The 26029-nt window shown below is 57.3% G+C and carries 30 protein-coding genes; 17 read left to right on the top strand and 13 right to left on the bottom strand.

The window, feature by feature from the left end; all coding sequences use genetic code 11:
- Window positions 1–63: 63 nt before the first annotated feature.
- The 5 genes from ACR0BT_RS00290 to nthA all read right to left on the bottom strand — a co-directional run bounded on the left by ACR0BT_RS00290 (window position 64) and on the right by nthA (window position 3433).
- Window positions 64–306, bottom strand: coding sequence for a DUF2842 domain-containing protein (locus tag ACR0BT_RS00290; RefSeq protein WP_170511086.1), 243 nt, complete (start codon window positions 304–306; stop codon window positions 64–66).
- Window positions 306–1598, bottom strand: coding sequence for an adenylosuccinate synthase (locus ACR0BT_RS00285; RefSeq protein ID WP_170393577.1), 1293 nt, complete (start codon window positions 1596–1598; stop codon window positions 306–308). Before ACR0BT_RS00285 ends, ACR0BT_RS00290 begins: the two co-directional genes overlap by 1 nt.
- 220 nt (window positions 1599–1818) lie before the next feature.
- On the bottom strand, window positions 1819–2148 hold the full coding sequence (locus ACR0BT_RS00280; RefSeq protein ID WP_170404914.1) for a nitrile hydratase accessory protein: 330 nt from the start codon (window positions 2146–2148) through the stop codon (window positions 1819–1821).
- Window positions 2145–2822 (bottom strand): nitrile hydratase subunit beta, encoded by a 678-nt coding sequence (gene nthB, locus ACR0BT_RS00275; RefSeq protein ID WP_170626080.1) that lies wholly within the window; start codon window positions 2820–2822, stop codon window positions 2145–2147. Before nthB ends, ACR0BT_RS00280 begins: the two co-directional genes overlap by 4 nt.
- A complete protein-coding gene (gene nthA / locus ACR0BT_RS00270) occupies window positions 2819–3433 on the bottom strand; it encodes a nitrile hydratase subunit alpha (RefSeq protein WP_170511094.1) in 615 nt (204 codons plus the stop codon). Before nthA ends, nthB begins: the two co-directional genes overlap by 4 nt.
- A gap of 151 nt (window positions 3434–3584) precedes the next feature.
- Here nthA and secG point away from each other — a divergent pair, with 151 nt between their 5' ends.
- From secG to ACR0BT_RS00240, 6 genes are all read left to right on the top strand, one after another.
- Window positions 3585–3953 (top strand): preprotein translocase subunit SecG, encoded by a 369-nt coding sequence (gene secG, locus ACR0BT_RS00265; protein ID WP_010439184.1) that lies wholly within the window; start codon window positions 3585–3587, stop codon window positions 3951–3953.
- A gap of 159 nt (window positions 3954–4112) precedes the next feature.
- Window positions 4113–5756 (top strand): CTP synthase, encoded by a 1644-nt coding sequence (locus ACR0BT_RS00260; protein WP_170393584.1) that lies wholly within the window; start codon window positions 4113–4115, stop codon window positions 5754–5756.
- 102 nt (window positions 5757–5858) lie between these two features.
- Window positions 5859–6635 carry an isocitrate lyase/PEP mutase family protein gene (locus tag ACR0BT_RS00255; RefSeq protein WP_480762264.1) on the top strand — a complete coding sequence of 259 codons (777 nt, stop codon included), beginning with the start codon at window positions 5859–5861 and terminating at the stop codon, window positions 6633–6635.
- A 71-nt stretch (window positions 6636–6706) separates the two neighbouring features.
- Window positions 6707–7000 carry a DUF1330 domain-containing protein gene (locus ACR0BT_RS00250; protein WP_170393588.1) on the top strand — a complete coding sequence of 98 codons (294 nt, stop codon included), beginning with the start codon at window positions 6707–6709 and terminating at the stop codon, window positions 6998–7000.
- Between the two features lie 41 nt (window positions 7001–7041).
- Window positions 7042–7491 (top strand): tellurite resistance TerB family protein, encoded by a 450-nt coding sequence (locus ACR0BT_RS00245; protein ID WP_170393590.1) that lies wholly within the window; start codon window positions 7042–7044, stop codon window positions 7489–7491.
- Between the two features lie 21 nt (window positions 7492–7512).
- Window positions 7513–7950 carry a tellurite resistance TerB family protein gene (locus tag ACR0BT_RS00240; RefSeq protein ID WP_170393592.1) on the top strand — a complete coding sequence of 146 codons (438 nt, stop codon included), beginning with the start codon at window positions 7513–7515 and terminating at the stop codon, window positions 7948–7950.
- 31 nt (window positions 7951–7981) lie between these two features.
- Here the strand turns inward: ACR0BT_RS00240 and ACR0BT_RS00235 are convergent, their stop codons facing one another.
- Together ACR0BT_RS00235 and ACR0BT_RS00230 are read right to left on the bottom strand one after the other, a co-directional pair.
- Entirely contained in the window at window positions 7982–8560 is a 579-nt protein-coding gene (locus tag ACR0BT_RS00235) for a disulfide bond formation protein B (RefSeq protein WP_170393594.1), read from the bottom strand.
- Between the two features lie 9 nt (window positions 8561–8569).
- On the bottom strand, window positions 8570–8725 hold the full coding sequence (locus ACR0BT_RS00230) for a DUF5993 family protein (RefSeq protein ID WP_223118239.1): 156 nt from the start codon (window positions 8723–8725) through the stop codon (window positions 8570–8572).
- A gap of 366 nt (window positions 8726–9091) precedes the next feature.
- Between ACR0BT_RS00230 and ACR0BT_RS00225 the strand changes: the two genes are divergently transcribed.
- The 4 genes from ACR0BT_RS00225 (at window position 9092) to ACR0BT_RS00210 (ending at window position 12422) form a co-directional block, all read left to right on the top strand.
- Window positions 9092–9868 carry an ABC transporter ATP-binding protein gene (locus ACR0BT_RS00225; protein ID WP_170393596.1) on the top strand — a complete coding sequence of 259 codons (777 nt, stop codon included), beginning with the start codon at window positions 9092–9094 and terminating at the stop codon, window positions 9866–9868.
- 33 nt (window positions 9869–9901) lie between these two features.
- Window positions 9902–10651 carry a transporter substrate-binding domain-containing protein gene (locus tag ACR0BT_RS00220; RefSeq protein WP_170393598.1) on the top strand — a complete coding sequence of 250 codons (750 nt, stop codon included), beginning with the start codon at window positions 9902–9904 and terminating at the stop codon, window positions 10649–10651.
- A gap of 80 nt (window positions 10652–10731) precedes the next feature.
- A complete protein-coding gene (locus ACR0BT_RS00215; protein ID WP_170393600.1) occupies window positions 10732–11619 on the top strand; it encodes an ABC transporter permease in 888 nt (295 codons plus the stop codon).
- Window positions 11616–12422: an ABC transporter permease subunit gene (locus tag ACR0BT_RS00210; protein ID WP_170465505.1), complete on the top strand. Its 807-nt coding sequence runs from the start codon at window positions 11616–11618 to the stop codon at window positions 12420–12422. The genes ACR0BT_RS00215 and ACR0BT_RS00210 overlap by 4 nt, the downstream gene beginning before the upstream one ends.
- On the opposite strand, the gene ACR0BT_RS00205 is transcribed toward ACR0BT_RS00210, so the two are convergent.
- The gene (locus ACR0BT_RS00205) at window positions 12419–13228 is read right to left on the bottom strand and encodes a M90 family metallopeptidase (RefSeq protein ID WP_480762263.1); all 810 of its coding nucleotides are present in this window, start codon (window positions 13226–13228) and stop codon (window positions 12419–12421) included. The genes ACR0BT_RS00210 and ACR0BT_RS00205 overlap by 4 nt on opposite strands.
- A gap of 211 nt (window positions 13229–13439) precedes the next feature.
- Here ACR0BT_RS00205 and ACR0BT_RS00200 point away from each other — a divergent pair, with 211 nt between their 5' ends.
- The 5 genes from ACR0BT_RS00200 to ACR0BT_RS00180 all read left to right on the top strand — a co-directional run bounded on the left by ACR0BT_RS00200 (window position 13440) and on the right by ACR0BT_RS00180 (window position 19485).
- Complete coding sequence (locus ACR0BT_RS00200; RefSeq protein ID WP_480762262.1) at window positions 13440–14759, top strand: glutamine synthetase family protein; 1320 nt, start codon at window positions 13440–13442, stop codon at window positions 14757–14759.
- 58 nt (window positions 14760–14817) lie between these two features.
- The gene (locus ACR0BT_RS00195; protein WP_480762261.1) at window positions 14818–15498 is read left to right on the top strand and encodes a type 1 glutamine amidotransferase; all 681 of its coding nucleotides are present in this window, start codon (window positions 14818–14820) and stop codon (window positions 15496–15498) included.
- Complete coding sequence (locus ACR0BT_RS00190; RefSeq protein ID WP_170393610.1) at window positions 15498–16856, top strand: glutamine synthetase family protein; 1359 nt, start codon at window positions 15498–15500, stop codon at window positions 16854–16856. The genes ACR0BT_RS00195 and ACR0BT_RS00190 overlap by 1 nt, the downstream gene beginning before the upstream one ends.
- 12 nt (window positions 16857–16868) lie before the next feature.
- On the top strand, window positions 16869–18173 hold the full coding sequence (locus tag ACR0BT_RS00185) for an NAD(P)/FAD-dependent oxidoreductase (RefSeq protein ID WP_480762260.1): 1305 nt from the start codon (window positions 16869–16871) through the stop codon (window positions 18171–18173).
- A 112-nt stretch (window positions 18174–18285) separates the two neighbouring features.
- Entirely contained in the window at window positions 18286–19485 is a 1200-nt protein-coding gene (locus tag ACR0BT_RS00180) for a DegT/DnrJ/EryC1/StrS family aminotransferase (RefSeq protein ID WP_480762258.1), read from the top strand.
- 9 nt (window positions 19486–19494) lie between these two features.
- Here ACR0BT_RS00180 and ACR0BT_RS00175 read toward each other — a convergent pair whose 3' ends face one another.
- The 4 genes from ACR0BT_RS00175 to ACR0BT_RS00160 all read right to left on the bottom strand — a co-directional run bounded on the left by ACR0BT_RS00175 (window position 19495) and on the right by ACR0BT_RS00160 (window position 23330).
- Window positions 19495–20250, bottom strand: a complete 756-nt coding sequence (locus tag ACR0BT_RS00175) for a trypsin-like serine protease (RefSeq protein WP_170393616.1) — start codon at window positions 20248–20250, stop codon at window positions 19495–19497.
- An 8-nt stretch (window positions 20251–20258) separates the two neighbouring features.
- Window positions 20259–20813, bottom strand: coding sequence for a polyhydroxyalkanoate synthesis repressor PhaR (phaR, locus tag ACR0BT_RS00170; protein WP_480762257.1), 555 nt, complete (start codon window positions 20811–20813; stop codon window positions 20259–20261).
- Between the two features lie 135 nt (window positions 20814–20948).
- Entirely contained in the window at window positions 20949–21395 is a 447-nt protein-coding gene (locus ACR0BT_RS00165; RefSeq protein ID WP_029621740.1) for a phasin family protein, read from the bottom strand.
- A gap of 132 nt (window positions 21396–21527) precedes the next feature.
- Complete coding sequence (locus tag ACR0BT_RS00160) at window positions 21528–23330, bottom strand: PHA/PHB synthase family protein (RefSeq protein ID WP_480762256.1); 1803 nt, start codon at window positions 23328–23330, stop codon at window positions 21528–21530.
- Between the two features lie 111 nt (window positions 23331–23441).
- Between ACR0BT_RS00160 and phaZ the strand changes: the two genes are divergently transcribed.
- Window positions 23442–24713: a polyhydroxyalkanoate depolymerase gene (gene phaZ, locus ACR0BT_RS00155; RefSeq protein WP_480762254.1), complete on the top strand. Its 1272-nt coding sequence runs from the start codon at window positions 23442–23444 to the stop codon at window positions 24711–24713.
- Window positions 24710–25294, top strand: coding sequence for a DUF6151 family protein (locus ACR0BT_RS00150; protein ID WP_480762253.1), 585 nt, complete (start codon window positions 24710–24712; stop codon window positions 25292–25294). Before phaZ ends, ACR0BT_RS00150 begins: the two co-directional genes overlap by 4 nt.
- Here ACR0BT_RS00150 and ACR0BT_RS00145 read toward each other — a convergent pair.
- Entirely contained in the window at window positions 25291–26001 is a 711-nt protein-coding gene (locus ACR0BT_RS00145; RefSeq protein WP_170510715.1) for an alpha/beta fold hydrolase, read from the bottom strand. The genes ACR0BT_RS00150 and ACR0BT_RS00145 overlap by 4 nt on opposite strands.
- Between the last annotated feature and the right edge of the window lie 28 nt (window positions 26002–26029).

The following is a 26029-nucleotide window of genomic DNA, read 5'->3' as shown; positions in this document are numbered from 1 at the left end:
GTTGCCGCGAAAGAAAGTCGCAAACATCGTGCCACGCAGAAGACACCAAGACAATCGGGCGGCTTAGCTTTGATCTTGATCCGGGTCCTCTTTGCCCACCCCGCGGAAGACAAATTTGAACGGCAACGCCCAGACAATGCCAAGCGCGACATATACCAGAAGTTCCAGCCAGACCGGCGGGCGATCCAACCAGTTCACGATTGTCACAACCGCAACGATATAGATGGGGAGCCCGATCAGCAGCAGCACCAATGACCACCGCCGACGTGCCTTATAGCTGAGGCCGGGTTTGTCGTTGCTGCTCATCAATCTGCAAACGGGTCGGTCACCAGAATGGTGTCCTCCCGCTCCGGGCTGGTGGACAAAAGGGCGACCGGACATTCGATCAATTCCTCGACGCGGCGCACGTATTTGATCGCGTTCGCAGGCAAGTCTGCCCAACTGCGCGCGCCTTCGGTGGATTCGCTCCAGCCCGGCATCTCTTCGTAAATCGGCGTGCAACGTGCTTGCTGGTCGGCGGCGGTCGGCAGATAGTCCAGACGATCGCCATCCAGCTCATACCCGACACAAATTTTCAGCGTCTCGAACCCGTCCAACACATCCAGCTTGGTCAGGGAGATGCCGTTCACGCCGCTGGTCGCGCAGGTTTGACGTACCAGACAGGCATCGAACCAACCACAACGGCGTTTGCGCCCCGTCGTGGTGCCGAACTCATGCCCCCGTTCGCCCAGGCGTTGGCCATCTTCGTCGTCTAATTCGGTTGGGAAAGGCCCCTCACCCACGCGGGTCGTGTACGCCTTGACGATGCCCAAAACGAAGTCGATCGAACCCGGCCCAATCCCAACGCCTGTCGAGGCCTGGCCCGCAATCACATTCGACGATGTCACAAATGGATAGGTCCCGAAATCGATATCCAGCAGCGCACCCTGTGCGCCTTCGAACAGGATTCGCTTGCCTGCCTTGCGCTTCTCGTTCAGCACCTTCCATACGGGCGCGGCAAACGGCAGAATCTGTGGTGCGATCTCTTTCAGCTGCGCGATCAACGCATCCCGGTCAATCGGCTCAAGCCCCAAACCATTGCGCAGCGCATTGTGATGGACCAGAGCCCGATCGACCCGCAGCGCTAGCGTCGCATCATCAGCCAGATCAGCCACCCGGATCACACGCCGACCAACCTTGTCTTCATAGCATGGACCGATCCCGCGACCGGTCGTGCCGATCTTGGCCACCGAGTTCTGGCTTTCGCGCGCACGATCCAGCTCGCCATGGAACGGCAGGATCAGCGGGGTGTTCTCGGCAATCATCAGCGTCTCGGGCGTGATATCGACACCCTGCGCGCGGATCGTACCGATCTCTTTGATCAGGTGCCAAGGATCCAATACGACCCCATTGCCGATCACGCTCAGCTTTCCACCGCGTACGACGCCCGAAGGTAGCGCATGCAGTTTGTAAACCTCACCCTCAATGACCAGCGTGTGCCCGGCATTATGTCCACCCTGAAAACGCGCGATCACATCCGCTCGCTCACTGAGCCAGTCGACGATCTTGCCTTTTCCTTCGTCGCCCCACTGGGCGCCGACAACAACCACGTTGGCCATATCCGGTCCTTTTGCGCTGAATATTCAAACCCGGCTCATATAGCCGGGCACAGACGGCAGGGAAACCGATATTTCGCCGCAGACACAAATCGTGCTGCGCGCGATGCCTCCGGCGGAGGTGTTTTTGGCCTGATGAAGAGCGGGTCCCCTGCTTCATCTGGCCAAAAGTACCTCGGGGGAGTCGCCCGGACGGGCGGCGGGGGCAGCGCCCCCTCTGCTTTTAGCGCAATTGTACGGGATGACCGTGGGGTGTTGTCAGGTAAGCCTCTTCCCATGCATTGCGAAGATCCTGGACATCATCAGTGGGCGCTTCCCCCTGCTCAGCCAGCAGCGCCTCCAAGGTCTCCAACCAAGCGTGAAAGTAATCGTCCCCACCATCCAGATCTTTTTTGAGGCCGTTCCGTTTCAAAGTATTGGAAAACCGTTCCGCCCAGTCCGGCCAATCAAACCGGCCCGCTTCGTTCAAGGCCACTGTGACCGCAAAAACCTGTGCGTGCCAGGGCTCAGCAAAAACCGGCTCGGGGGCCGAGTGAGTGATACAATCGCTCATGCGGGCTCCAGATAAGATTGCCAGAGGTCCAGCACGACCTCATCCGCCGGGTGCTCAGGGTTTGCCCAAAGTTCTGAGGCGGGAAACACGACCGCATATAGCGGCTCGGGGGCTTCACCCAACCCATGGGCGTTGGAATCCGGCAGGACATGAGTGCCATGCAGCCTGAGGATGCGACCCGTTGCACCCGCGGCATAGATCGGCAACCGGGTGTGGCCGCCATCAACCAGTCGATTGGCGCTGTGGCCCAGGGTTCGAACGGCTTGCCCGGTTTGAAACCGAACTGCGACGTTCGACGGGCGATCTGCGGGTCCACCTTTGGCCAAAGCGCCTGCGACGGCGTCAGCCTTCAGGGTACGCTCAGTCAGAGGGTGAACACCATCCTCGTCAACACCGCGCAAATCATCAAGCGTCAGGACACCCTTTTCGACCAGAAGATCAGCCAGACCAGACATCCATTTCTCATAGTAAGAAAACCGCGCGTAGTCCGTAGGAGACAACCTTTCCCGCGCGTGGCGTGAGACATCGATATTCCATTGCCCCAGAAACCCCGCAGCGAGCGTTACCGCCAGCGCCCGACCGTGCCAGTCTTCGGCAAACACCGGCGCGTCTTCGGGTTCCGGGATTACCGGACCATCACCAAAGCGCCCTCCCATATCATGTACGCGCGTCATGACGGCACCTTGGGTAGCCCAGTGCCGATCATGCTGTCGCGGGTGACCAGCGCGGCCAGTTCATCCGCGTTCAATCCTTCTGTGCCCTCTGGGCGCATCGGCAGGACGAGGTAACGAATTTCGGCCGTCGAATCCCAGACGCGAACCGATGTACCTTCGGGCAAGGTAACACCAAACTCAGACAGGACCTTGCGCGGCTCACGCACGGCACGGGCGCGGTAAGCGTCAGATTTGTACCAGCCGGGTGGAATTCCTAGCAGCGGCCACGGGTAACAGCTGCACAAGGTGCAGACGACCATGTTGTGCTGTTCAGGCGTGTTCTCGACGACCACCATATGCTCACCCTGACGACCGTAATAGCCCAGATCCGCCACGACTGATGTGGCGTCTGCCAGCAGTGAGGCTTTGAAATCGGGATCACTCCAAGCCTTTGCAACAACATGCGCGCCGTTCTGTGGCCCTATCTTGTTCTGATAGGTATCGATGATTTCATCCAGCGCTGCAGGATCAATCAGACCCTTGCGGGTCAGAATCGTCTCAAGCGCTTTGACGCGCAGCGCGGGTTCGGGAGGCAACAGAGCATGCGGGTGGTCGTGATCATCATGTGGCATGAGGCGCAGCCTGCGCGACAGAACAGCGCTCTGTCCAGTCTCTTTGGTGTGATATGAAACATCACCGCACGTGATGCCAACTCGTGACTTGCCCCCGCTGGCAAACTTGCATAAGTACCACGCGATACACGCCACGCTGTACAGGACCACCATGGAAAACGTCGTTCTCATCATCCACCTTCTTCTGGCCTTGGGCCTGATTGTCGTTGTGCTGATGCAACGTTCCGAAGGCGGCGGCCTTGGTATGGGTGGCGGTGGCGGCGGGGCCATGACGGGCCGTGCGGCAGCGACTGCTTTGGGCAAGCTGACATGGATCCTGGCCGCGTGCTTTATCGTCACCTCGATCACGCTGACGATTCTGGCGGCCCAGAAATCTTCTGGCAGCTCGGTGATTGACCGTTTGGGCGTGCCTGCCCCGGCCCCGGCTGAGGAAAGCGCTCCGGCAGTCCCATCGGCAGATGAATTGTTGCCGCCGGCGCAAGGCGACAATGCTCCGCTGATCCCGCAGGCGGCCGACTAAGCCACAAAACCTAGAAAATCATAAGGGAACTGCAACAGCATCTTGCGGTTCTCTTGCGCTATGTGCGCGAATCCTTTATACGTGAAGTCCCGTGATGCAGCGGTTTTTTCGAACCGCCGGGCAGCTAATAATGACGTCTCACGGGAGCAGCCGAAAAACATGGCGCGTTTTATTTTCATCACTGGTGGTGTGGTTTCGTCCTTGGGCAAAGGACTGGCTTCGGCGGCGTTGGGATCGCTGTTGCAGGCCCGGGGATATTCGGTGCGTCTGCGCAAGCTGGACCCCTATCTAAACGTCGATCCGGGCACCATGTCGCCCTTCGAACATGGCGAAGTATTCGTTACCGATGACGGCGCTGAAACCGATCTGGACCTTGGCCATTACGAACGCTTCACCGGTGTGGCGGCACGCAAGACCGACTCGGTCAGCTCGGGGCGGATTTATTCCAACGTGCTGGAGAAAGAACGCCGTGGAGATTACCTCGGCAAAACCATTCAGGTGATCCCGCACGTCACGAATGAGATCAAGGATTTCATCGCGATTGGCGAGGATGAAGTTGATTTCATGCTCTGTGAAATCGGCGGCACCGTAGGTGATATTGAGGGCCTGCCCTTCTTTGAAGCGATCCGCCAGTTCAGTCAGGACAAGCCGCGCGGTCAGTGTATCTTCATGCACCTGACGTTGCTGCCCTATATCAAAGCCTCGGGCGAGTTGAAAACCAAGCCAACCCAGCATTCGGTGAAAGAGTTGCGCTCGATCGGTCTAGCCCCCGACATTCTGGTCTGCCGGTCCGAGGGACCGATTCCAACCAAAGAACGCGAAAAGCTGGCCCTTTTCTGCAATGTCCGCCCTGACAGCGTGATTGCCGCACAAGACCTCAGCACCATCTACGACGCCCCGCTGGCCTATCACCGTGAAGGTCTGGATCAGGCGGTTCTGGACGCATTCCAGATCAGCCCGGCCCCCAAGCCCGATCTGGCCAAATGGGAAGACGTCAGCGACCGCATTCACAACGCCGAAGGCGAAGTGAAAGTAGCCATCGTCGGCAAATACACCCAGCTTGAAGATGCCTATAAGTCAATTGCCGAGGCCCTGACCCATGGCGGCATGGCCAACCGCGTCCGCGTCAAGATCGAGTGGGTCGATGCCGAGGTGTTTGACAACGAAGACGCCGCACCTCATCTGGAAGGCTTCCACGCCATCCTGGTCCCCGGCGGCTTTGGCGAGCGTGGGACAGAAGGCAAGATCAAGGCCGCTCAATATGCGCGTGAACACAAAGTGCCCTATCTGGGCATCTGTCTGGGCATGCAGATGGCCGTGATCGAAGCCGCACGCAACGCGGCGGGAATCACCGAAGCCGGGTCCGAGGAATTCGACCACGAGGCTGGCAAAAAGCGTTTTGAACCCGTTGTTTACCACCTGAAAGAATGGGTGCAGGGCAACCACAAGGTCGAACGCAAAGTCGGAGACGACAAGGGCGGCACCATGCGTTTGGGCGCCTATGATGCGGTTCTGGCCGAAGGCTCGAAGGTCGCGGAAGTCTATGGCGGCACCCAGATTGAGGAACGCCACCGTCACCGCTACGAGGTCGACATCAAGTACCGCGACAAACTGGAAAAGGCAGGCCTGAATTTCTCGGGCATGTCCCCGGATGGTCGCCTGCCGGAAATCGTCGAATGGTCGGATCACCCATGGTTTATTGGTGTTCAGTATCACCCGGAACTGAAATCCAAACCCTTCGACCCGCACCCCCTGTTCCGCGAATTCGTGCGCGCCGCGAAAGACACCTCGCGTCTGGTCTGATCGCGGGCCGATAACAGATTTGTACCAGTCGGCGCGAAATATCTTTACGCGCCGGCGGTTTGCACGGTTAACTGCCGCCATAGCAGCGACAGGAGACCGGCCATGACCGATCAGATTACCCAAGCAGAAACATTTGCCGCCCTGCACAAGAAGGGTGATCCGGTCATCCTCTATAACATTTGGGACCCCGGCAGCGCCGTCGCTGTACGCGATGCAGGGGCCAAAGCGCTGGCGACTGGCAGTGCTCCGGTCGCGATGGCGCAGGGGTTTTCGGACGGCCAGAACATCCCGTTTGAGTTGGCGTTAGACAACGCTCGCCGCATTGTCGAGGCGGTTGATATACCGGTCACCATGGACCTCGAAGGCGCTTATGCCGAGGATACTTTTGGCATATCGGCCAATGTCAAACGCGCGCTGGAAACCGGAGTAATCGGCTTTAACTTCGAAGATCAGGTCGTTGGAACTAAAGATCTTTATGACATTGAATCACAGGCAGCGCGTGTCGCTGCGATGCGCGAAAGCTGTGACGTGGCCGGTGTTCCCGCCTTCATCAACGCCCGCACTGACATCTTCCTCAAAGCCGCTCCGGACACGCATGATCAAGCGATGCTGGATGACGCCATGGCCCGCGCGGCAGCCTACGCCGATGCCGGAGCCAGCGGGTTCTTCGCGCCGGGCCTGAAAGACGAATCCATGATCGGCCAGCTTTGCGCGGCCACCGACTTGCCGGTCAACATCATCGCCCTGCCCGGCACGCCTGACACGCCGACGCTAGCGAAACTCGGCGTGGCCCGGATCAGCTATGGCCCGGTTCCCTATCGGCAAATGACCGCTTGGTTACAGGATTCAGCACGCGCCGCGCTGCAATCCGGTGGATGATCCACTTTTAGGGGATTGCATTTCAACCTGTTCCTCCGCACCTTGCATCCGATACCAGCGGAGGACACCTTGTGGCCAAAGGATACTGGGTTGCCCATGTCGATGTAGACGACATTGAAACCTACAAATCTTACATTGCTGCCAATGCGGCCCCATTCGCCGATTACGGGGCCAAGTTTCTTGTACGCGGCGGCGAGAGGAGCGAGCCCGAAGGCAAGGCTCGCGCCCGCACAGTTGTCATCGAATTTCCCAGCTATGAACAGGCGCTGGCCTGCTATGAAAGCGATGCCTATCAAGCCGCCAAGGCCTTGCGCGATCCGGTTTCGACCGGCGATCTTGTGATTATTCAGGGCTATGAGGGCTAGCACCGCTTGGCGCGCCTCGAATTACGGAATATCCTGCCGATATGTTGAAAAAATTCTTCCAGGCCTTTCGGCCGCCGCAACATGACAAACTGCCCGATCCTGATGCCGAACTGGCCCTGGGGGCATTGCTGGTACGTGTCGCGCAGGCCGACCGCGACTACAAGCTGGAAGAGATCAGCCTGATCGACCGCATTCTTGCGCGACTTTACCAGCACAATGCGATCGAGGCCGCCAAGGTCCGCGCCACCTGCGAAAAATTGCACGCAGCTGCTCCGGAAACAGATACATTCGGCAAACTGATCCGCGAAACCACCGATCTTCAGGAACGCTTGGCCGCGCTTGACGCCCTGTGGGAGGTCGTGCTGGCCGATGGCAACTCGGACGAGGGCGAGGTCAAGATCGTCGAAGAAGCCCGCATTGCCATGGGCCTCAGCTTCAACGACAGCAAAGCGGCACGCGAGCGGATACAAAGCCGCTTGGAAGCGACCTAGGCTGTCTCTATATAAACGCTTATGTTCAGTGATTTCCTGTCCCGGCTCACTCAGCCGCAGCCCGACCCGCTTGTCGAAGATGATGCCCGTCTGGCCCTCACCGCCCTGTTGGTGCGTATCGCTCGGTCCGACAACGACTATGCCGATACCGAAATGGCCCGAATCGACCGCATCTCGGCCGAACGCTACGGCCTGTCGCCATTTGAGGCCGCAGCCCTGCGCGCCCGCGCCGAAGACCTTGAAGCCGAGGCGCCCGACACCGTCCGCTTTACTCGCGCCATCAAAGAGGCCATCGCCTATGACGACCGCCTGGCCGTTGTGCAGGCCATGTGGTCGGTCGCACTGGCGGATGGGCACCGCAGCGGTGAAGAGGATTCTCTGCTACGCCTTGTCGTCAGCCTGCTCGGCGTGAGCGATGTGGATTCGGCGCTTGCAAGACAAAAGGCGGCGAAGGTCTGATCAACCGGCAAGCCTTTGGGCGTTGTCAGCGCTATGAATCGCTGCCTTCAAGCTCATTCAGAAATTTGTAGTCTGTCGGCGGATCGTCACAGATGCCGGGCCCACACTCCAAAAGCGCCGAACCAGCGTTCGCGACGGCCAATGCCAAAATCAGGAAAAACGCTGTTTTGGCCAATGTACTTCCTCCGAAGCGTTCGGTTGCCCGAACGTCCGACGCAAGATCATACTGCTTCTCGAATACCAGCATGATTGCGGTGCCAAGGATTATCAAACCAAACGCGACTCCCGCCCAGGTATAGAAGTGTAGGCCCAGAACCGGGGAGCCATAGTGCCCTGTTCCGGGCACGATATGCAGCAGGATCTGGCGGATCGAAACGCTGATCCCAAATATCGCTGCCACCAGCACGATGCCATAGTTTCTGGCGCGCGTACCCCATAACAGGTTCAGAGCAAGCCCGAACCCAACGGCCACGAATCCCACGCGTTGGAGCAAACATAACGGACAGGGCAGTTCGTAAAGGACAAGCTGAAAGTAGAAGGCAAGCACCAGAACCAGGCAAACCGCCAGTGCACCAATCGCATTCATGTTACGAGCAAATTCAGGTGACATTGGACGACCTCACAGTTGAATCGTTAAGGGGGTCGTGGCGTGAAACTTCAGCCAGTAGGCACTCGCCAAAAGCGTCAGCACGAACAATGCGTATGAAATTCTGACCAGCTTAAAGTATGCCAGCACCATCGTGCCGGCGAACAATGCAAATAATAGCGCGATCACAAGAAGCCCCTTACGTGAATTGAATTCGTATATTTCAATCTTTAACTCAAAACGAATTATTCCCAAATTCAAACAGTTTTGGTGATTGGATCAAGCCAGTTCAATAAATTTGGTTTCGCTGAGGATCACCTCGGTTGATCCGGAATCCTGTGACCTGAATCTCTGGGCCGCAATCAAGAGATTGATCTGGCTGACCTGTCGATAATGGTGCATCGAGTCACAGAATGCGCCCAACAAACTGACAGATTAGACAGCGCGACCGCCCGATTTGGCAATTTCGCTGCGTGAACTTGTCAATTGCGCATTGCATTAGCCCGATTTTTCAGCCCTATTACCGCACCAACACCAATCATATCTGGACTGCCCGTGACAGACGCCGCTCCCGTCATTGAGATCAAGAACCTGCACAAAAGCTTTGGCCAACTCGAGGTGCTCAAGGGCGTGGACATCACCGCGCATCGCGGCGACGTCGTGTCGCTGATCGGATCATCCGGCTCGGGGAAGTCTACCCTGCTGCGCTGCTGCAATCTGTTGGAAGACAGCCAAGAGGGCGAGATTCTGTTCAAAGGCGAGCCCGTCCGTTGGACTGGCAGCCACAATCATCGCCGTCCCGCCGATCCCAAGCAGGTGTTGCGCATCCGCACAAATCTGTCGATGGTGTTCCAGCAGTTCAATCTGTGGGCCCATATGACCATCCTGCAGAATGTGATGGAGGCTCCGGTCACTGTCATGGGCCGCGACAAGGCCGAGGTCGAAGACAGCGCGCGCAAATATCTGGAAAAGGTCGGCATCGGCGACAAATGCGACGTCTATCCGGCGCAACTATCGGGCGGACAGCAACAACGCGCCGCAATCGCACGTGGGCTGTGCATGGAACCTCAGGCGCTGCTGTTTGACGAACCGACCTCAGCGCTCGATCCCGAACTGGAACAGGAAGTGATCAAAGTGATCAAGGATCTGGCCGCAGAAGGCCGCACCATGATCATCGTGACCCATGACATGAAGATGGCTGCGGATATCTCCAGCCACGTTGTGTTCCTGCATCAGGGCCTGATCGAAGAAGAGGGTTCAGCCGAAGACATTTTCACTGCCCCTGAATCCGAACGGCTTCAGGGCTTTCTCTCCGCCACTCAGGCGGCTTAACCAACGGACAGAACCAATAAAGGGGAGTAACTCATGAAAAACCTGATTCTGACCACCGCAGCACTGGCGTTGACCGCCGGTATCGCAATGGCCGAAACTGTGCGCATGGGCACCGAGGGCGCCTACCCTCCGTACAACTTCATCAATGATGCTGGTGAGATCGACGGCTTCGAGCGTGAAGTCGGTGACGAGCTGTGCAAGCGCGCTGGTCTGGAATGCGAATGGGTCAAGAACGACTGGGATTCGATCATTCCGAACCTGGTCTCGGGCAACTACGATACCATCATCGCCGGCATGTCGATCACTGACGAACGCGATGAGGTCATCGACTTTACCCAGAACTACTACCCGCCGACCGCCTCAGCTTACGTAGCTGCTTCAGATGGCGCTGACACGAAAGGTGGCATCGTCGCTGCACAGACCGCAACCATTCAGGCCGGTCACGTTGCTGAATCCGGCGCGACTCTGGTCGAATTCGCCACCCCCGAAGAAACCATCGCCGCCGTGCGCAACGGCGAAGCGGATGCGGTGCTGGCGGACTATGACTTCTTGGTCCCGATTGTTGAGGAATCCGGTGGCGAGCTGGTCTTTGTCGGCGATCTTGTCCCGCTGGGCGGTGGCATCGGCATGGGCCTGCGCGAGAGCGACGCAGAACTGCGCGGCAAGTTCGATGACGCTATTTCGTCCATGAAGGCGGACGGCACGCTCAACGAGATGCTGGTCAAATGGTTTGGCGAAGGTATCGCTACATACAACACAGACGGCTCGGTCGTAACCAACTAAGCCCTCCGTCCAATTGTCCGGCGCGTGCGCGCGCCGGACCTGCCGGACCTGAGACCGGCCAGACGTTCGAAAGACGCCTTATGTTCTCCTACTGCGCTGATCCTGACACGCTGGGCACGTTCCGCTGGTTCTCGTGCTATCTGACCAATGGCGTCCACTGGTCGTTCTACTTGTCGTTCTTCAAGGTGCTGGGTCTGCTGGCCGTCACCGCCCCGGTCGCCCTGAGCTTCGGTTTTGCCGGCGCTATGGCAGCGCGATCGCATTTCCCGCCGCTTAGCTGGCTGGGTAAGGCCTATATCGCCATCGTGCGTGGCGTGCCTGATATCGCTTTCTTTCTGTTCTTCGTGATCGCTCTGGATCAGGGCTTTGAATGGCTGCGCCATAAAGTGCTCTGCCCCGAATGGACCGATCCGGTGCGGCAGGGCAACGACTTCATCGTCTGTCAGGCCGCCAAGCTGCCGCTGGGCACTGCACCCGAATGGGTGCATGAAACCTACGGCTTCTTCCTTGCCGTCGTCACATTCTCTATCGTGTTCGGCGCGTTTGCCGCCAACGTCCTGTTCGGCGGCATGCGCGCTGTACCACACGCCCAGCTTGAGACGGCCGCAGCCTACGGCATGACACGCCGCCAGACCTTTTGGCGTATCCTGGTGCCGCAAATGTGGGTCTACGCCCTACCCGGCCTATCGAACCTGTGGATGGTGCTGATCAAGGCCACGCCACTGCTGTTTCTGCTGGGCATCGAAGATATCGTCTATTGGGCGCGCGAGTTGGGCGGCACAAAAACATCCCGCTTTACCGATTACCCTCATGGCGACTGGCGCATGTGGTACTTCCTCGCCCTGCTGATCTTCTACCTCGGCATGACCCGCGTCTCGGAAATCGGGCTTGAGAAACTGATGCGCCGCCTGTCCCATGGTCAGGCCACATCGGGCGGAGAGCTTCTGCGCAAGGAGACCACCGCATGAGCTGCATCCAGACCATTCAGGACTACGGCCTCCGTTCGCTGGGCTTTGGCGAGCGCCTGCTGCCCAAAACCGATTTCACCCTGTGCGAGCACTTCACGCTGATCGGCTCGGGCATGATCTGGAATATCTATTTCGGGATCATGGCGATGGTCACGGGGTTCTTCCTCGCCACCGCGTTGGCCGTCGGCAAAGCCTCGTCGAATAAATGGCTGCGTAAACCGTCCGAGTGGTTCATCTTTTTGTTCCGCGGCTCGCCGCTGTTCATCCAGTTCTTCTTCGCCTATTTCTTCTTCCTTTCGCTGAAGAAGCCCTATCCGATGTTCGACGCCTTCACCTCGGCCTGGCTGGGGGCGCTGATCGTGCTGTTCCTGAATACTTCCGCCTATTCGGGCGAGATCTTCTATGGCGCCCTTCGTTCAATCCCCAAGGGCGATATCGAAGCCGCCGACGCCTATGGCATGTCCGGTTGGTCGCGCTTCCGACGTATCGTTTGGCCCACAATGCTGCGGCTGGCGTGGCCCGCCTATACGAACGAAGCGATCTTTGTCTTCCAGTCGACAACGCTGGTCTTCTTCTCGGCCTTCCCGGCCTGGCAACAACGGGGCGACGCGCTCTATTACGCCAGCTATTTCGCGGACAAGACGTTTAACCCCTTCATTCCATACCCGATTCTAGCGTTCTATTTCATCCTGCTAACGTTGGTCATCGTTTGGGCTTTCGGAAGGGTTAACAAACGCCTGAACCGCCACCTACCGGCCGAGCGAAAAGCAAAGATGCGGTTCCGTCTGAATCTGGCGCGCTAAGCCCACTCCACCGGGTTCAGCCGGAACAGTTTCGAAAGCTGCTCATAGACCTCGGGCACCTCGTGCTTCAGCGCATTCGGGCGCTCAAAGAACACTTCAACCGAAACGGCAAAGAACTCTTCATGCCCGGTCGCGCCATACGGATCGATGACTGTCCGCCGCCCGCTTTCAACCGCATCGATATGCGCGTCATAGGCGGTCAGGAACACCTTTTCCCATTCCGCGAATGTCTGCCCTTCACTCAGGATCGGTACGCCATTTGTACCCCCGGACAGATCATCGATCTGATGCGCAAATTCATGCAGCACTACGTTCTGCCCGTCGCGATCATCCAGAGCGCCCTGCTGGCTGTGTGCCCATGATAAAATGACCGGTCCGCGATCCCAGCTTTCCCCGGTCCGCACGATCTCTTTCTCGGACACGACATAGCCCGAGCGCCGCTGCTGCTTTGACTTGAACGCATTGGGATAGATCAGAATGGTCGTCAGATTGTCATACCAAATGTCGCTATTGATCACGAGCAAACAGGCCTGCGCCGCAATCGACAGCTCCATCTCCTCAGTCACTTCCAACCCGTCGCAGCCGTAGAAGCTCACTTGATCCAGAAACAGGTTCACCTTGCCATCCAAGTGGCTGCGCAGCCCGGCGGGCAGCCGCCGGATGATGGGAACTTGCTGATCAATGATGTCCTGTTGATCCGAGGTCAGACGCGTCGCCAACAGCGCTGCGCGGGCCTGTCTCTTGGACCAGACGTAATAGCCGACCCCGCCTGCGATCAGTAACACTATGGTAAGAAAGATGAACATATCTGAGACTATAGGCATCGCTACGCCCGGCACAATCGGGCACCTGAATGTTGTACAACTCGGAAGACAGCGGTCTCGACCACTGTACAAGTCGGTTGATTTTCAACATCGCGCCCCAACGCAAGCGACGCCTATTCGTAATTTGATCAAATTTCGTGACAAGACGCTAATCCTGATTTAAACCTCTCGTGACTAGACCACGGAGCCCCCAATGGACCTGAGCGCCCTGCATACATTCCGCGTCGCCGCCTGTGACCTCAACGGTCAGATGCGTGGCAAACGCGTGCCGCCCTCATACGGTGCCAAGTTGGAGAAAGGCGCCGTACGCATGCCGTTCTCTGCGCTCAATGTCGATCTCTGGGGCGCTGATATCGAAGGCAGCCCGCTTGTCTTCGAAAGCGGTGATGCAGATGGTGTGTTGCGCCCCACCGGGCGTGGTCCGGTTCCCATGCCCTGGCTTGATACACCCACCGCGCTGGTGCCCATGTGCCTGTACCACGATGACGGCACGCCTTTTGCGGGCGATCCGAGACACGCGCTTTCTGCGGTTCTAGATCGATTTTCCGAACGGGGCTGGTCGGTCATCGCCGCCACCGAACTCGAGTTCACTCTGCTTGACGCCTCAGGCGACCAACCGCAGCCTCCGATCAACCCGGTCACGCGCCGCAGGCTGCGGGACGAAGCCGTTCTGTCGATGGCCGAAATGGACGCGTTTGATGCGTTCTTCACCGATCTCTATGATGGTTGCGCCGCTATGGGTATTCCCGCTCAGACTGCAATATCTGAAAGCGGGATCGGCCAGTTCGAGATCAATCTGAACCATCAGGACGCCATGCGCTGCGCCGATGATACGTGGCTTTTCAAGACCTTGGCGCGTGGCGTGGCACGCAAGCATGGCTTCACAGCGACCTTCATGTCCAAGCCCTATGCCGAGGATGCGGGCAACGGAATGCATGTGCATTTCTCGATCGTCGATGTCGATGGACGCAATGTCTTCGATGACGGAGGGGCCGAGGGAACCGATGAACTGCGCTCGGCGGTTGCTGGATGTCTGACCGCGATGCCCGGCTCTACGCTGATCTTCGCTCCTCATGGCAATTCTTACACGCGCCTGGTGCCTGGTGCCCACGCACCCACCGGAGCAAGCTGGGCCTATGAAAACCGCACAGCGGCCCTGCGCATTCCGGGTGGTGCCCCTGCCGCCCGACGGATCGAACATCGCGTTGCTGGCGGTGACATCAACCCCTATCTCATGCTGGCCGCAGTTCTGGGCGCGGCAATGGTTGGGATCGAGGATGGCCTGCGACCGCCCAGCCCGATTTCGGGCAATGCCTATGAGTTGACGGATCTGCCGCAGCTGGCAGCAGACTGGCCGTCGGCCATCTCTGCTTTCGAAACTGACCCGGTAGTTGCGCGCATTTTCCCGGACGATCTGATCCGCAACCTGGTAATGACCAAACGGCAGGAAATTGCGCGATTCGCGTCCCACCCCCCTGACGAGCACTGGCTCAGCTATCTTGAGAGCGTCTGAACCTCTTGCCCAGCTCGCTTCGCTTCGTTAGAATAAATTTGATCAAATTTGGTGAACTATGAAAATCGGCATCCTTGTAACCGGCCACCCACCCGATGAATTGCATGAACAATTTGGGGAATATGATGGCATGTTTCGCGCATTACTGGGTGGGAACGGCTTTGAATTCCAAACATACGCAGTGGTCGATGGTGAGTTTCCGGAAGACGCGCATCAGGCCGACGGGTGGATCATCACCGGATCTCGTCATGGCGCATACGAAGATCACGCTTGGATTCCCCCGCTTGAACAGCTGATCCGGGATATTCAGAAGACAGGGAACCCCTTGATTGGTGTTTGCTTTGGCCATCAGATCATCGCACAGGCGCTTGGTGGAAAAGTGGAAAAGTTTGATGGTGGCTGGGCTGTAGGACGCACGGAATACAGCTTTGGCGATCAGACCGTCACCTTGAATGCTTGGCATCAGGATCAAGTGACCAAACTGCCCGCAGGTGCGGTGGTCACCGGTACGAATGACTTTTGCCAAAACGCCATGGTCACCTACGGCGATACGATCTGGACCGTGCAGGCCCATCCTGAATATGGAAATGACTTCATACAGGGCTTGATGGAGACCCGAGGCAAAGGCGTGGTTCCCGATGCGTTGATGCAGGCGGCAGCGAACCGAAAAGATGCCTCGGATGATAATGCCAAAATCGGACACCACATGGCAGAGTTCCTAAAGAAAGTGAGGGCCTGATGGCCGACTGGACAGATCAGCTGCCTGAGGCGGCGCGCACCTACTTTGAAGGCAAACGGCTGGATGAGGTTGAATGCATCATCTCTGACCTGCCCGGCATCGCCCGCGGCAAGGCGGTCCCGGCGTCAAAGTTTGCCAAGCAATCCTATTTTCACCTACCCGACAGCATTTTCTACCAGACCATCACAGGGGATTGGGGCGAAGCTGCAGGTGAGGACGGTTTCATTGAGCGGGACATGATCCTGAAACCCGACTTCTCAACTGCGTCGGCCGCTCCTTGGACGGGCGACTGGACCTTGCAGGTGATTCACGACGCGTTCGACCGAGATGGCGAGCCGATCCCTTTCAGCCCCCGCAATGTGCTCAAACGCGTTGTGAAGATGTATCACGACAAAGGTTGGAAGCCGGTTGTCGCCCCCGAGATGGAATTTTTTCTTGTCGCGCCGAATGTAGATCCCGCGCAAGGGATCAAGCCGATGATGGGTCGCTCAGGCCGACCTGCGGCGGCGCGGCAGGCTTACTCGATGACAGCGGTCGATGAATTCGGGCCGGTGATCGACGACATCTACGACTTTGCCGAGTTTCAGGGGTTTGAGATCGACGGGATCACGCAAGAAGGCGGTGCCGGACAACTAGAGATCAACCTGCGTCATGGCGATCCGGTGAAGCTGGCGGACGAGGTATTTTACTTCAAACGTCTGATCCGCGAAGCCGCGTTGCGTCACAACTGCTTTGCTACGTTCATGGCAAAACCGATCGAAGATGAGCCGGGGTCGGCCATGCACATCCATCACTCGATCATCGAAAAAGAAACGGGACAGAACATCTTCTCCGGCCCACAAGGTGGCGAGACGGATGCGTTTTATCACTTCATCGCCGGCTTGCAGAACCACCTGCCTGCAGGGCTGGCGGTGATGGCGCCGTATGTGAATTCTTATCGCCGCTATGTCAAAGACCATGCGGCCCCGATTAATCTGGAGTGGGCACGCGACAATCGCACAACTGGCATTCGCGTACCTCTGTCCGGCCCCGAGGCGCGCCGGGTCGAAAACCGCATCGCAGGCATGGACTGCAACCCCTATCTGGGCATCGCATTGTCGTTGGCCTGCGGCTATTTGGGCCTGACTCAGCAAGAGCGCCCACGCCGCCAATTCTATGGCGACGCCTATGAAGGCGACGGCGACATCCCTCAGATCATGGGTGAAGCTCTGGATCTGTTTGATGAAGCCACTGCCCTGCACGAAGTTCTGGGTCCCGAGTTCGCCCGTGTCTACGGCATCGTCAAACGTGCTGAGTACGAAGAGTTCCTGCAGGTCATTTCCCCGTGGGAACGCGAGCATCTGCTGATGAACGTCTAGGGCAAAGACGCGATGAACCTGCTCTATTCTAATGACCGCAAGGCGGAGTATCCGCCAAGCTGGTATGCCGCGACGGCGCACGCATTTGACCGCCACCCAGCGCTTGAAGGCGACCATACCGCAGACGTCTGCATTGTCGGAGGCGGATACACGGGCCTTTCGGCAGCATTGCACCTGGCTGAGGCTGGGTTCGATGTTGTCCTGCTGGAAGCTCATCGCGCGGGCTTTGGGGCTTCGGGTCGCAACGGAGGCCAACTGGGCAGCGCGCAGCGTTTGGATCAAGAGGATCTTGAACGGCTTGTCGGCGATGAAGATGCGTTAAAGCTTTGGGATCTGGCCGAAGAAGCCAAGGATCTGGTCAAATCTCTGATCTCAAAACATCAGATCGATTGCGACCTGAAGCCCGGCATTGCGGTTCTGGGCTTTAACAACTCGGAGCGCGCAGAGCTACATGATCACGCGGCGCATCTGTCGGGTAAATACAAATACGACCAAATCGAAACTTTAGATGCCGATGCCGCGCGCGGGCTTTGCCCCTCACCAGCCTATGCGGGTGGGTATCTGGACAATGGTGCCGCGCACCTACACCCGTTGAACTACGCCCTCGGCCTTGCGCGTGCCGCTGTCAGAGCCGGGTTAAGACTGCATGAAGACACCGAAGTTCTTGGCATCGATCAGGGCGCTCGTGTTACTGTACGCACTGAAAAGGGCAAGATCACTGCCGATCACGTAATTCTGGCCTGCAACGGATACCTCGGAGATCTGAACCGGCAAGTTGCATCGCGCGTGATGCCAATCAACAATTTCATCGCGGCAACCGAACCTTTGGGCGCTGAAGTGCAAAAAGTTCTGGCCAAAGATATCGCCGTTGCTGACACCAAGTTCGTGATAAACTATTTCCGGCTAAGCGCCGATGGCAGGCTGCTGTTTGGGGGTGGCGAAAGTTATGGTTATCGTTTCCCCGAGGACATCGCCGCAAAAGTCCGCAAGCCGATGACCGAGATTTTTCCGCATCTGCGTGACGTCAAAATCGACTACGCATGGGGCGGAACGCTCGGCATCACCATGCGGCGCATGCCCTATTTGACCCGGGTTGCGCCAAATATCCTGTCCGCCTCGGGTTATTCTGGCCACGGCGTCGGCACCGCGACCCATGCGGGGCAACTCATGGCGTTGGCGATCCAGGGGCAGGCTGAGGGGTTCGATACCATGGCCCGCGTTCCTGCAGTGCCCTTCCCGGGTGGTCCTGCTTTGCGGACGCCGTTGCTGATACTGGCCATGACTTGGTATACGCTGCGTGACAGGCTGGGTATCTGAACACATTCTTTACGACGATTTGGTGAAATCTCGCTGACGATGCGAATTGGGACTTGGCTTGCCTGCACATCGAATTTATATTTCCCAAAGATAAAATTCGGGAAATCCAAATATGACGCTTGTACCCAACGTTCATGAAGCCGAACCCATCCCCGCAGCCGCCCGAGACGCAATCGACGCCCTGATGAAGTCAGGCGATCTGTTTCGCTATACCGCACCTCAGGATGCGCCCGTTGCTCTTCTGGAAACAGAGTTTGCCGAACTGCTCGGCACAAATTACGCGCTGGCGGTCTCTTCCTGTTCTGCCGCGCTGTTTTTGTCGCTCAAGGCGCTTGGGCTGCCCCGCGATGCGCGGGTTCTGATCCCCGGATTTACCTTTGCCGCCGTGCCGTCATCGATTGTTCACGCGGATTGCATTCCGGTTCTGTGCGAGGTCGGGGACAATTATCGCGTCGATATGGCCGATTTCACGGCCAAGCTGGACAGCGTGCAGGCAGTGATCATCAGCCATATGCGCGGCCATACCTCGGACATGGACGCGATTATGGAGCTGTGTGAAGCGCGCGATATCCCGGTGATCGAAGACGCCGCCCACTCATTGGGCACAACCTGGCATGGGCGCAATATTGGCACCATCGGTAAGGTCGGCTGCTTCTCGTTCCAGTCCTATAAAATGATCAACGCAGGCGAAGGTGGCATTCTGGTCAGCGACGATGCGGATCTTGTAGCGCGCGCTGTCATCATGTCGGGCGCATACGAGCACAACTGGAAAAAGCACTCTGGCTCACCCGAGCTGGAACAGGCCTTTGCCAAATGGCAGAACCAGTTGCCACTGTATAACCTGCGTATGAGCAACCTCAGCGCTGCAGTCATTCGTCCGCAAATCCCCGAATTGGCACGCCGTGTCCGCGACGGGCTGGCAAACCATGACTATGTGGCTGATCGTCTGAACACATCGCCCTACATCGATGTCCCTGCCCCTCTGACACCCGAGCAGCGCGCACCGGATTCGATCCAATTCAATCTGGTTGACCTCAGCGACGATGAAATCCGCGCCTTTGCCGCCGCAGCCGAGGCACGCGGTGTCAAGGTGCAGGTCTTTGGCCTGAGTCAGGATAACGCTCGTGCCTTCTGGAACTGGCAGTTCCTACCCGAACAGTTCGACCTGCCACAGACGCGTGCGATGCTGATGAAGGCCTGCGATGTACGTCTGCCCGTGCGTTTGACGCGCGATGAACTGGACGTAATCTCGGACATCCTGCTGGCTTCTGTTGGCGAGGTTGTTGGCCCGGTGCCAGTCTACGGGACCTGATCGTCAGTACTATTGCAGATCAAGGTCATGAACTGAAAGTAACAATGCGTCGATCCCGTCAGGGGTTGGCGCGACGCGCGACAAAATCCCGGCAACGGCAAGCCCGGTTTCTGTTTGCATCAGAAACGGCGCACCGGAATCCCCCATCATGACGGGGCAGATCGCGCGCATCAGCCCTTGGCCGGCCTGTGCGGCATTACAGCTATCGGTGCGACTGAGCACGTGGGGCCGCAATCCGGGATAGCCCGCGAACGAGCCCATCTGCGGGACAGTCCGGGAAATATCGAAAAAACCAACCTGCTCTCCAATTGGCTCGGCCAACTCCAACACGGCCCAATCCAGATCGGCGCGATTGTTGAATACACCGTCGCGCCCCTGTTCCGAATCCAGCCGATAGGCCAATACATTGGACACGGCGGCAGCCTCGCCGCGCTGATACCCTGCGGCAAACCGGATACTGGCCGGAGGAATCCAGCGGTTGCGCGCGCTGTTGTACAAGCAATGTGCCGCGGTCAAAACCAGCCGCTCAGACACCAGCACGCCGGTACAATGGGACCGCTGACTGCGGCTGGCAAAATTGACCCGGCCAATGGCGCGCCAGGGCGGGGTCGTTGCATCCAGAATTTCGCGCGCGCGAATCTCGTCGCAGCCCGCAGCCGTATCCCGACCCATTGTGCAGATAGGTTCCCACACGGATGTAAACTGGCCTTGGGCCTGTGCAGTCTGGGCCCAGATCAACGCGCCCAGAACAGACAGCCAGCGCATCGGTCAGGCTAGCTCAGCTTCGATAATTTTTGCTGCAGCTCTGCAAGTTGCTTTTTGATGTCGTCCAGATCCTCTTTGGGCTCGGGGGAGGCTTCTTGCTCGTCATCCGGCCCTGACCAGTTCCCCGACAGACCACCGGTCATGGCTTTTAGAAACGCCTTTTGCTGCGCTTGCATCGCCTCGAATCCCGGCATCTGGGACATCGGGTTCATGGCGCTCATGTTCTCCATCATCTTCGACTGGCTTTCGCGAAGCATCTCGAATGAGCTTTGCAGGAATTGCGGCATCATGCCCCCGCCCGGCACCATGTAGCTGCGCACCAGATCGTTCAGCACATTAATCGGCAGAACATTTTCGCCGCGGCTTTCGTGTTCGGCAATGATTTGAAGCAGATACTGACGGGTCAGGTCATCACCGGTTTTCAGGTCGATGATCTGAACCTCGCGGCCATCGCGTATGAAACCGGCTATATCTTCAAGCGTCACGTAATCGCTGGTCTCGGTGTTATACAGCCGACGGCTGGCATAGCGCTTGATCAGCAGCGGTTTGTCTTGTTCCGACACCCTGTACCCTCCCAAAGGATGATGCGTTGCAGCGCAGGTTATGCGACTGCAGAACAAAAAGAAAGGGCAGGTCAAGCGACCTGCCCGAAGCGATTACACCATTTGGGAGGAATGGGTGCTATATCGCAGCCTTACTTACTTGGCGGTTGCTGCTTTCTTTGCTGCAGCGGTCACCTCGTTGGTGGCTTTTTTGACGGCTGCGGTTGCATCTTCTGCAGCGTCTTTGCCAGCCGCCATCAGCAGCTCAACGGTTTCGGTCTGAACTTTTTTCGCGATCTCAGCGAAAGCAGCCAGGTTTTCAGCAGCAACTTCAGCCGACGCGCTTGCGAAGTCGGTTGCAGCTTTTGCGTAATCCGCAGGCTCGGTCTTTGCTTTCGACATCTCGGTCAGTTTGGCCAGAGTTTCTTTGGTCCATTTGTTCGAGATCTCAGCCGATTTCTCAGCTGCGTCAAGAGCAACACCCGACAGCTTTTCGTTCAGAGAAGCGGTCGATTTGAATGCGTCTTCCAGTGCGGTTGTGTCAACCGGGAACGCGCCCATCATGTCTTTCAGGGTCGCGGTAAAGTCTTGGGTCTTTGCCATTGTCCTAAATCCTTCTAGCCGTTCCGGGCCCACCCCGGTTCTCATCAGCTTGAAGGCAATATGATTGCTGCATCGCAGCATTGCAAGTTTTTTCTTGCTGCAATGCAGAAAATTTTGAGTTTCAAAATGATATCAGCGGTTTGCCTTGACCAAAACATAGGTCCCCGGAGCCGGGTAAAGGCGCGGATGATCCGAATCGCCGGTATCCCGAGCCGGAACCTGCTTGCCCGACCGTTTTTTTAGCCATGCCTCCCACATCGGCCACCACGAACCTTCGTGGAAGTCAGCCTCTTTCAGCCATGTATCGGCATCCGATTTGAGATCGGGATTGGTATAATGGCCGTATTTCTTCTTGCTGGGCGGGTTCACGATGCCCGCGATGTGGCCGGATTCAGACACTACAAAGGTCTTTGACTTCGAGCCCATCTGCTGCACCCCACGATAACAATCCTTCCACGCGGCAATATGGTCTGTCTCGCAGGTGATCGCCATCAAAGGCACATCGACATCCTTGATATGCAGCTTATGGCCAAGCAATTCGAACCCGTCGTTGACGAAATCGTTGCTCTGACACAAACCGCGCAGATACTGGATCGCCATCCGACCTGGCAGGTTGGCCCCGTCGCCGTTCCAGTACAACAGGTCAAACGCTGGCGGTGTTTCACCCATCATGTAACTGCGGATCGCCGGCGTATAGATTAGATCTCTGGATCGCAGGAAAGACATCGTTCGTCCGATGATCCATGCCTTTAGAATACCATCCTTCGAGACCTGTTCTTCGATGCCATCTACAAAGTCATTTTGCAGGAACGGCGTGAACTCCCCCTGCTCACCAAAGTCTGTCAGGGTGGTGAAGAAAGTGGCAGATTTGATCGACTTGTCGCCGCGCTGCTTCATCAGCGAAAGCGTCAGGCTCAGCGTCGTACCGGCGATGCAGTAACCCACTGCGTTGACCTGCTTGACCTTGCAGATTTTCTTCGCCTCTTCGATGGCGGTCAGGAACCCTTCCTGAATATAGTCCTCCATCCCAATATCGGCGTGCGAGCTATCGGCATTCACCCAGCTGACCACAAACAGGGTATAGCCCTGCTCGGTCACCCATTTGATCAGGCTGTTCTGAGCCTTTAGGTCCAAGATATAGAACTTGTTGATCCATGGCGGGAACAGAACGATCGGCGTTTCGTGCACCGTCTCGGTCACCGGTTTATACTGGATCAGTTCCATCATTCGGTTGCGATAGACGACGTCGCCGGGTGTAGTTGCGATATTCCCGCCAATCTCAAAGGCACTTTCGTCAGCCAGCCTGACAACCATTTCGCCGTCATTGGCCTCAAGGTCCGACACGAGGTTCTCCAGCCCCTGTATCAGGGACTGCCCTTCGGTCTCGATGGCCTTTTCCAGCGCATCGGGGTTGGTGGCCAGAAAATTCGTTGGCGCCATCATATCTATGATCTGTTGCGAGAAGTACTGCAGACGCTGTTTATCCTTGGTTTCCAGATCGTCAACCGATGCGACGGCCTGCGCGATCGCTTCGGCATTGGTTTGGTACTGCTGGCGAATGAGGCGAAAGTAGGGGTTGGTTTCCCACATTGGATTGGCAAACCGTTTATCTTTGGTAGCGGCTGGGGGTACATCCCCGTCGCTTTGGGTCATCGCTTTCTGCGCTTCCGCAAAGTTGAGAACCGATTTTCCCCAATACTCAATTTGCTGCTCCAACAGCTTTGTGGGGTTTTGAAACGCTTCAGCCCAATACGCAGTTGCTGCTTTTGCAAAAAGCTCTTGATTCGGGCCATCCAGAGCGGGGGTGTGCGGCGTTTTTCCGGCCATGACCTCGACCAGGCGTTTGGACAGTTCTTCTACTTTGTCCATATTTTCTTTAAGTCGTTCAATATGTTCTTCGGTCAGTTTTGGCGTCTGGTCTTCGGTAGTTGTCATTTTAACAATTCCCCCCTAGTCTCGCTGCTGTGCAGAATAACGTCGTTGGCGTCGGGGGGCAAAGCGGCGAATGGTCCGAATTCTCAGGCTGATACTCAGGAGGCACATTCGATGCGCTACATGATGACCTATGACCTGATGGAAACCATGCGTAACACCAACCAATGGCTTGGTGCAACCGCAAGCGCGATGGCATCCTACCCCCTGTTCTCGATGACACCCAACCCGGCCTTCAACTGGATGGCCGCTTGGGGCGAAGTAACCGAGCGCACATTTCAGCGTATGATCGTCAAGCCTGATTGGGGCATCCGCACCTTTACCTGCGAAGACGGCAAGGACCATCTGGTCGATATCACAACCGTGCTTGAGCGTCCTTTCGGCGACCTGATCCATTTCCGCGTTAATGGACGCAAAGAACAGCCACGCAAGGTGCTGCTGGTTGCGCCGATGTCGGGGCATTACGCGACCCTGCTCCGCTCGACCGTCAAAAGCCTGCTTGTCAATTGTGAGGTCTACATTACCGATTGGCATAACGCGCGCGACATTCCCGTGTCCGAAGGCAAGTTCGATGTCGAGGATTACACGCTCTACCTTGTCGATTTTATGAAAGAGCTCGGCCCCGATACGCATGTTATTGCGGTTTGTCAGCCCGCACCGCTGACTCTGGCCGCAACCGCCTATCTGGCCGAGGTCGAGCCGAAGGCGCAGCCAAGTACCCTGACGCTGATCGGCGGTCCCGTCGACCCCGACGCAACTCCGACCGAAGTTACGGATTTTGGTCGCCGTGTTACGATGGGTCAGTTGGAAGAAACGATGATCCAGCGGGTTGGCTTTAAATACAAGGGCGTAGGCCGGATGGTGTATCCGGGCTTGCTACAACTGGCTTCGTTCATGTCAATGAATGCCGAACGTCACAGCAAGGCGTTCTCGGATCAGATCCAGCGCGTTATTCGTGACGAGGCATCCGACCACGATGCCCATAACCGGTTCTATGACGAATATCTGGCGGTGATGGACATGACTGCCGAGTTCTATCTTTCGACCGTTGAACGTGTCTTCAAAAACCGTGAGATCGCGCGCAACGAGTTCGTTGTAGCCGGCCACAAGGTAGATATCGGCAAGATCACTGATGTGGCTGTGAAATCGGTCGAAGGCACGAATGACGATATCTCAGCCCCCGGGCAATGCATTGCGGCGCTGGATTTATGCACGGGTCTGCCCGACAGCAAAAAGGCCAGCCATGTTGAACCCGGCGCGGGTCACTATGGCATTTTTGCGGGCCGCAGCTGGCGCGACAACATCCGTCCGCTAGTGATTGATTTCATGAATGAAAACAGCCGCAAACCCCGTCAACGAGCCGCCAATAGCAACAAAGTTGCATGAGCCGCGCAGCGGCAGGAGACCTTCCTTTCCGTTGCAATTGCGGCGCCCTTTCGGGGCGCATTACTGAACACGGCGTCGTATCCGGCACTCATGTCGTGTGTTTTTGCCATGACTGCCGCGCGGCTCAGCTGTATTTTGAACAGCCCGACCCTGCGCCCGACCCAGTCGAGGTGTTTCAGATGTCACCGGAAGACATCAAGATCGATGCAGGGGTCGAGCACTTGGCAGCTATGCAACTTAGCCCCAAGGGCATGTTGCGATGGTATGCCAGATGCTGCAACGCGCCGCTGGCCACGACGCCGACAACTCCAAAATTTCCGTTCGCGGGTTTTATCGTCAAACGTATTCCCCACCCCAGCAGTTTGGGTCCCATTACTACGCGTGGATTTGTGCCAAGGGCTGACGGCAAGCAGTCTCATGAGAAAATCCGCTATGCCGCTATGGGTCTGCTTGAACGCGTACTAAAATCGCGTCTGTCCGGGAGCTGGAAGAAAACGCCATTCTTTGACTCTGAAACCGGTCGGCCGGTGGTGCAACCAACTGTTCTGACCAAGAACCAGCGCGCGGTTTTCTACGACTAGGTCAGCCGCAGTGGTTTCCGGAGCCAATCCTGCAGCATCGCAATCACGGATTCGGGTGCTTCCAGTGTCGGATAGTGCCCGGCCTCATCAATCACGCGCAACTCTGCATCCGGAATGAGATCAGCCATGAAGGTATTCTTGCGGACCGGATTCTCCGCATCATGGGCACCGCAGATGATCAGCGTGGGCATCCTGATCCGGCGCAGCGTGCCTTGTTGGTCCGGACGGCGTTGCATGGTTCTTATCTGACGCACAAACACATCCGAGCCCAATTCCTCGGCCATCTGCAACACTTCGTTCAAAATCGGGATGCGTTGCGGACCGGGAGACAACATGTCCGAGCCGATCAGCTTGCGCATCACTTCGTCCAACCTCCCCGCCTGCGCGCCAACGATCAGGTCTTCGCGACTCGCCGCGATATGAGGTGTGTCGGCCTGCGCATCCGTCGCCAGCAAGGCCAGTCGTGTCACCCTCTCAGGTGCGCGCCGCACGATCTCAAGCGCGACGCCACCACCCAGACCAAACCCGCACAAAGCAAACCGGTGCGGCAGTTGATCCAGCAAGCCCGACGCGATTTCTTCGAACCGTTCACCGCCGGTGATCGGTGCGACCATAACTGCACGTTCACGCGACAGCGCGGTGATCTGCGCCTGAAACAACCGTGCATCGCACATCAATCCGGGTAGCAAAACCAACGGCTCGATCACCTCGGTGCCCTCCGCTCGTTGTTATTGT

Source organism: Ruegeria sp. CJ6 (assembly GCF_056536665.1).
The sequence above is the reverse complement of the archived record's forward strand: the minus strand, read 5'-3'. Positions and strand labels throughout refer to the sequence as shown.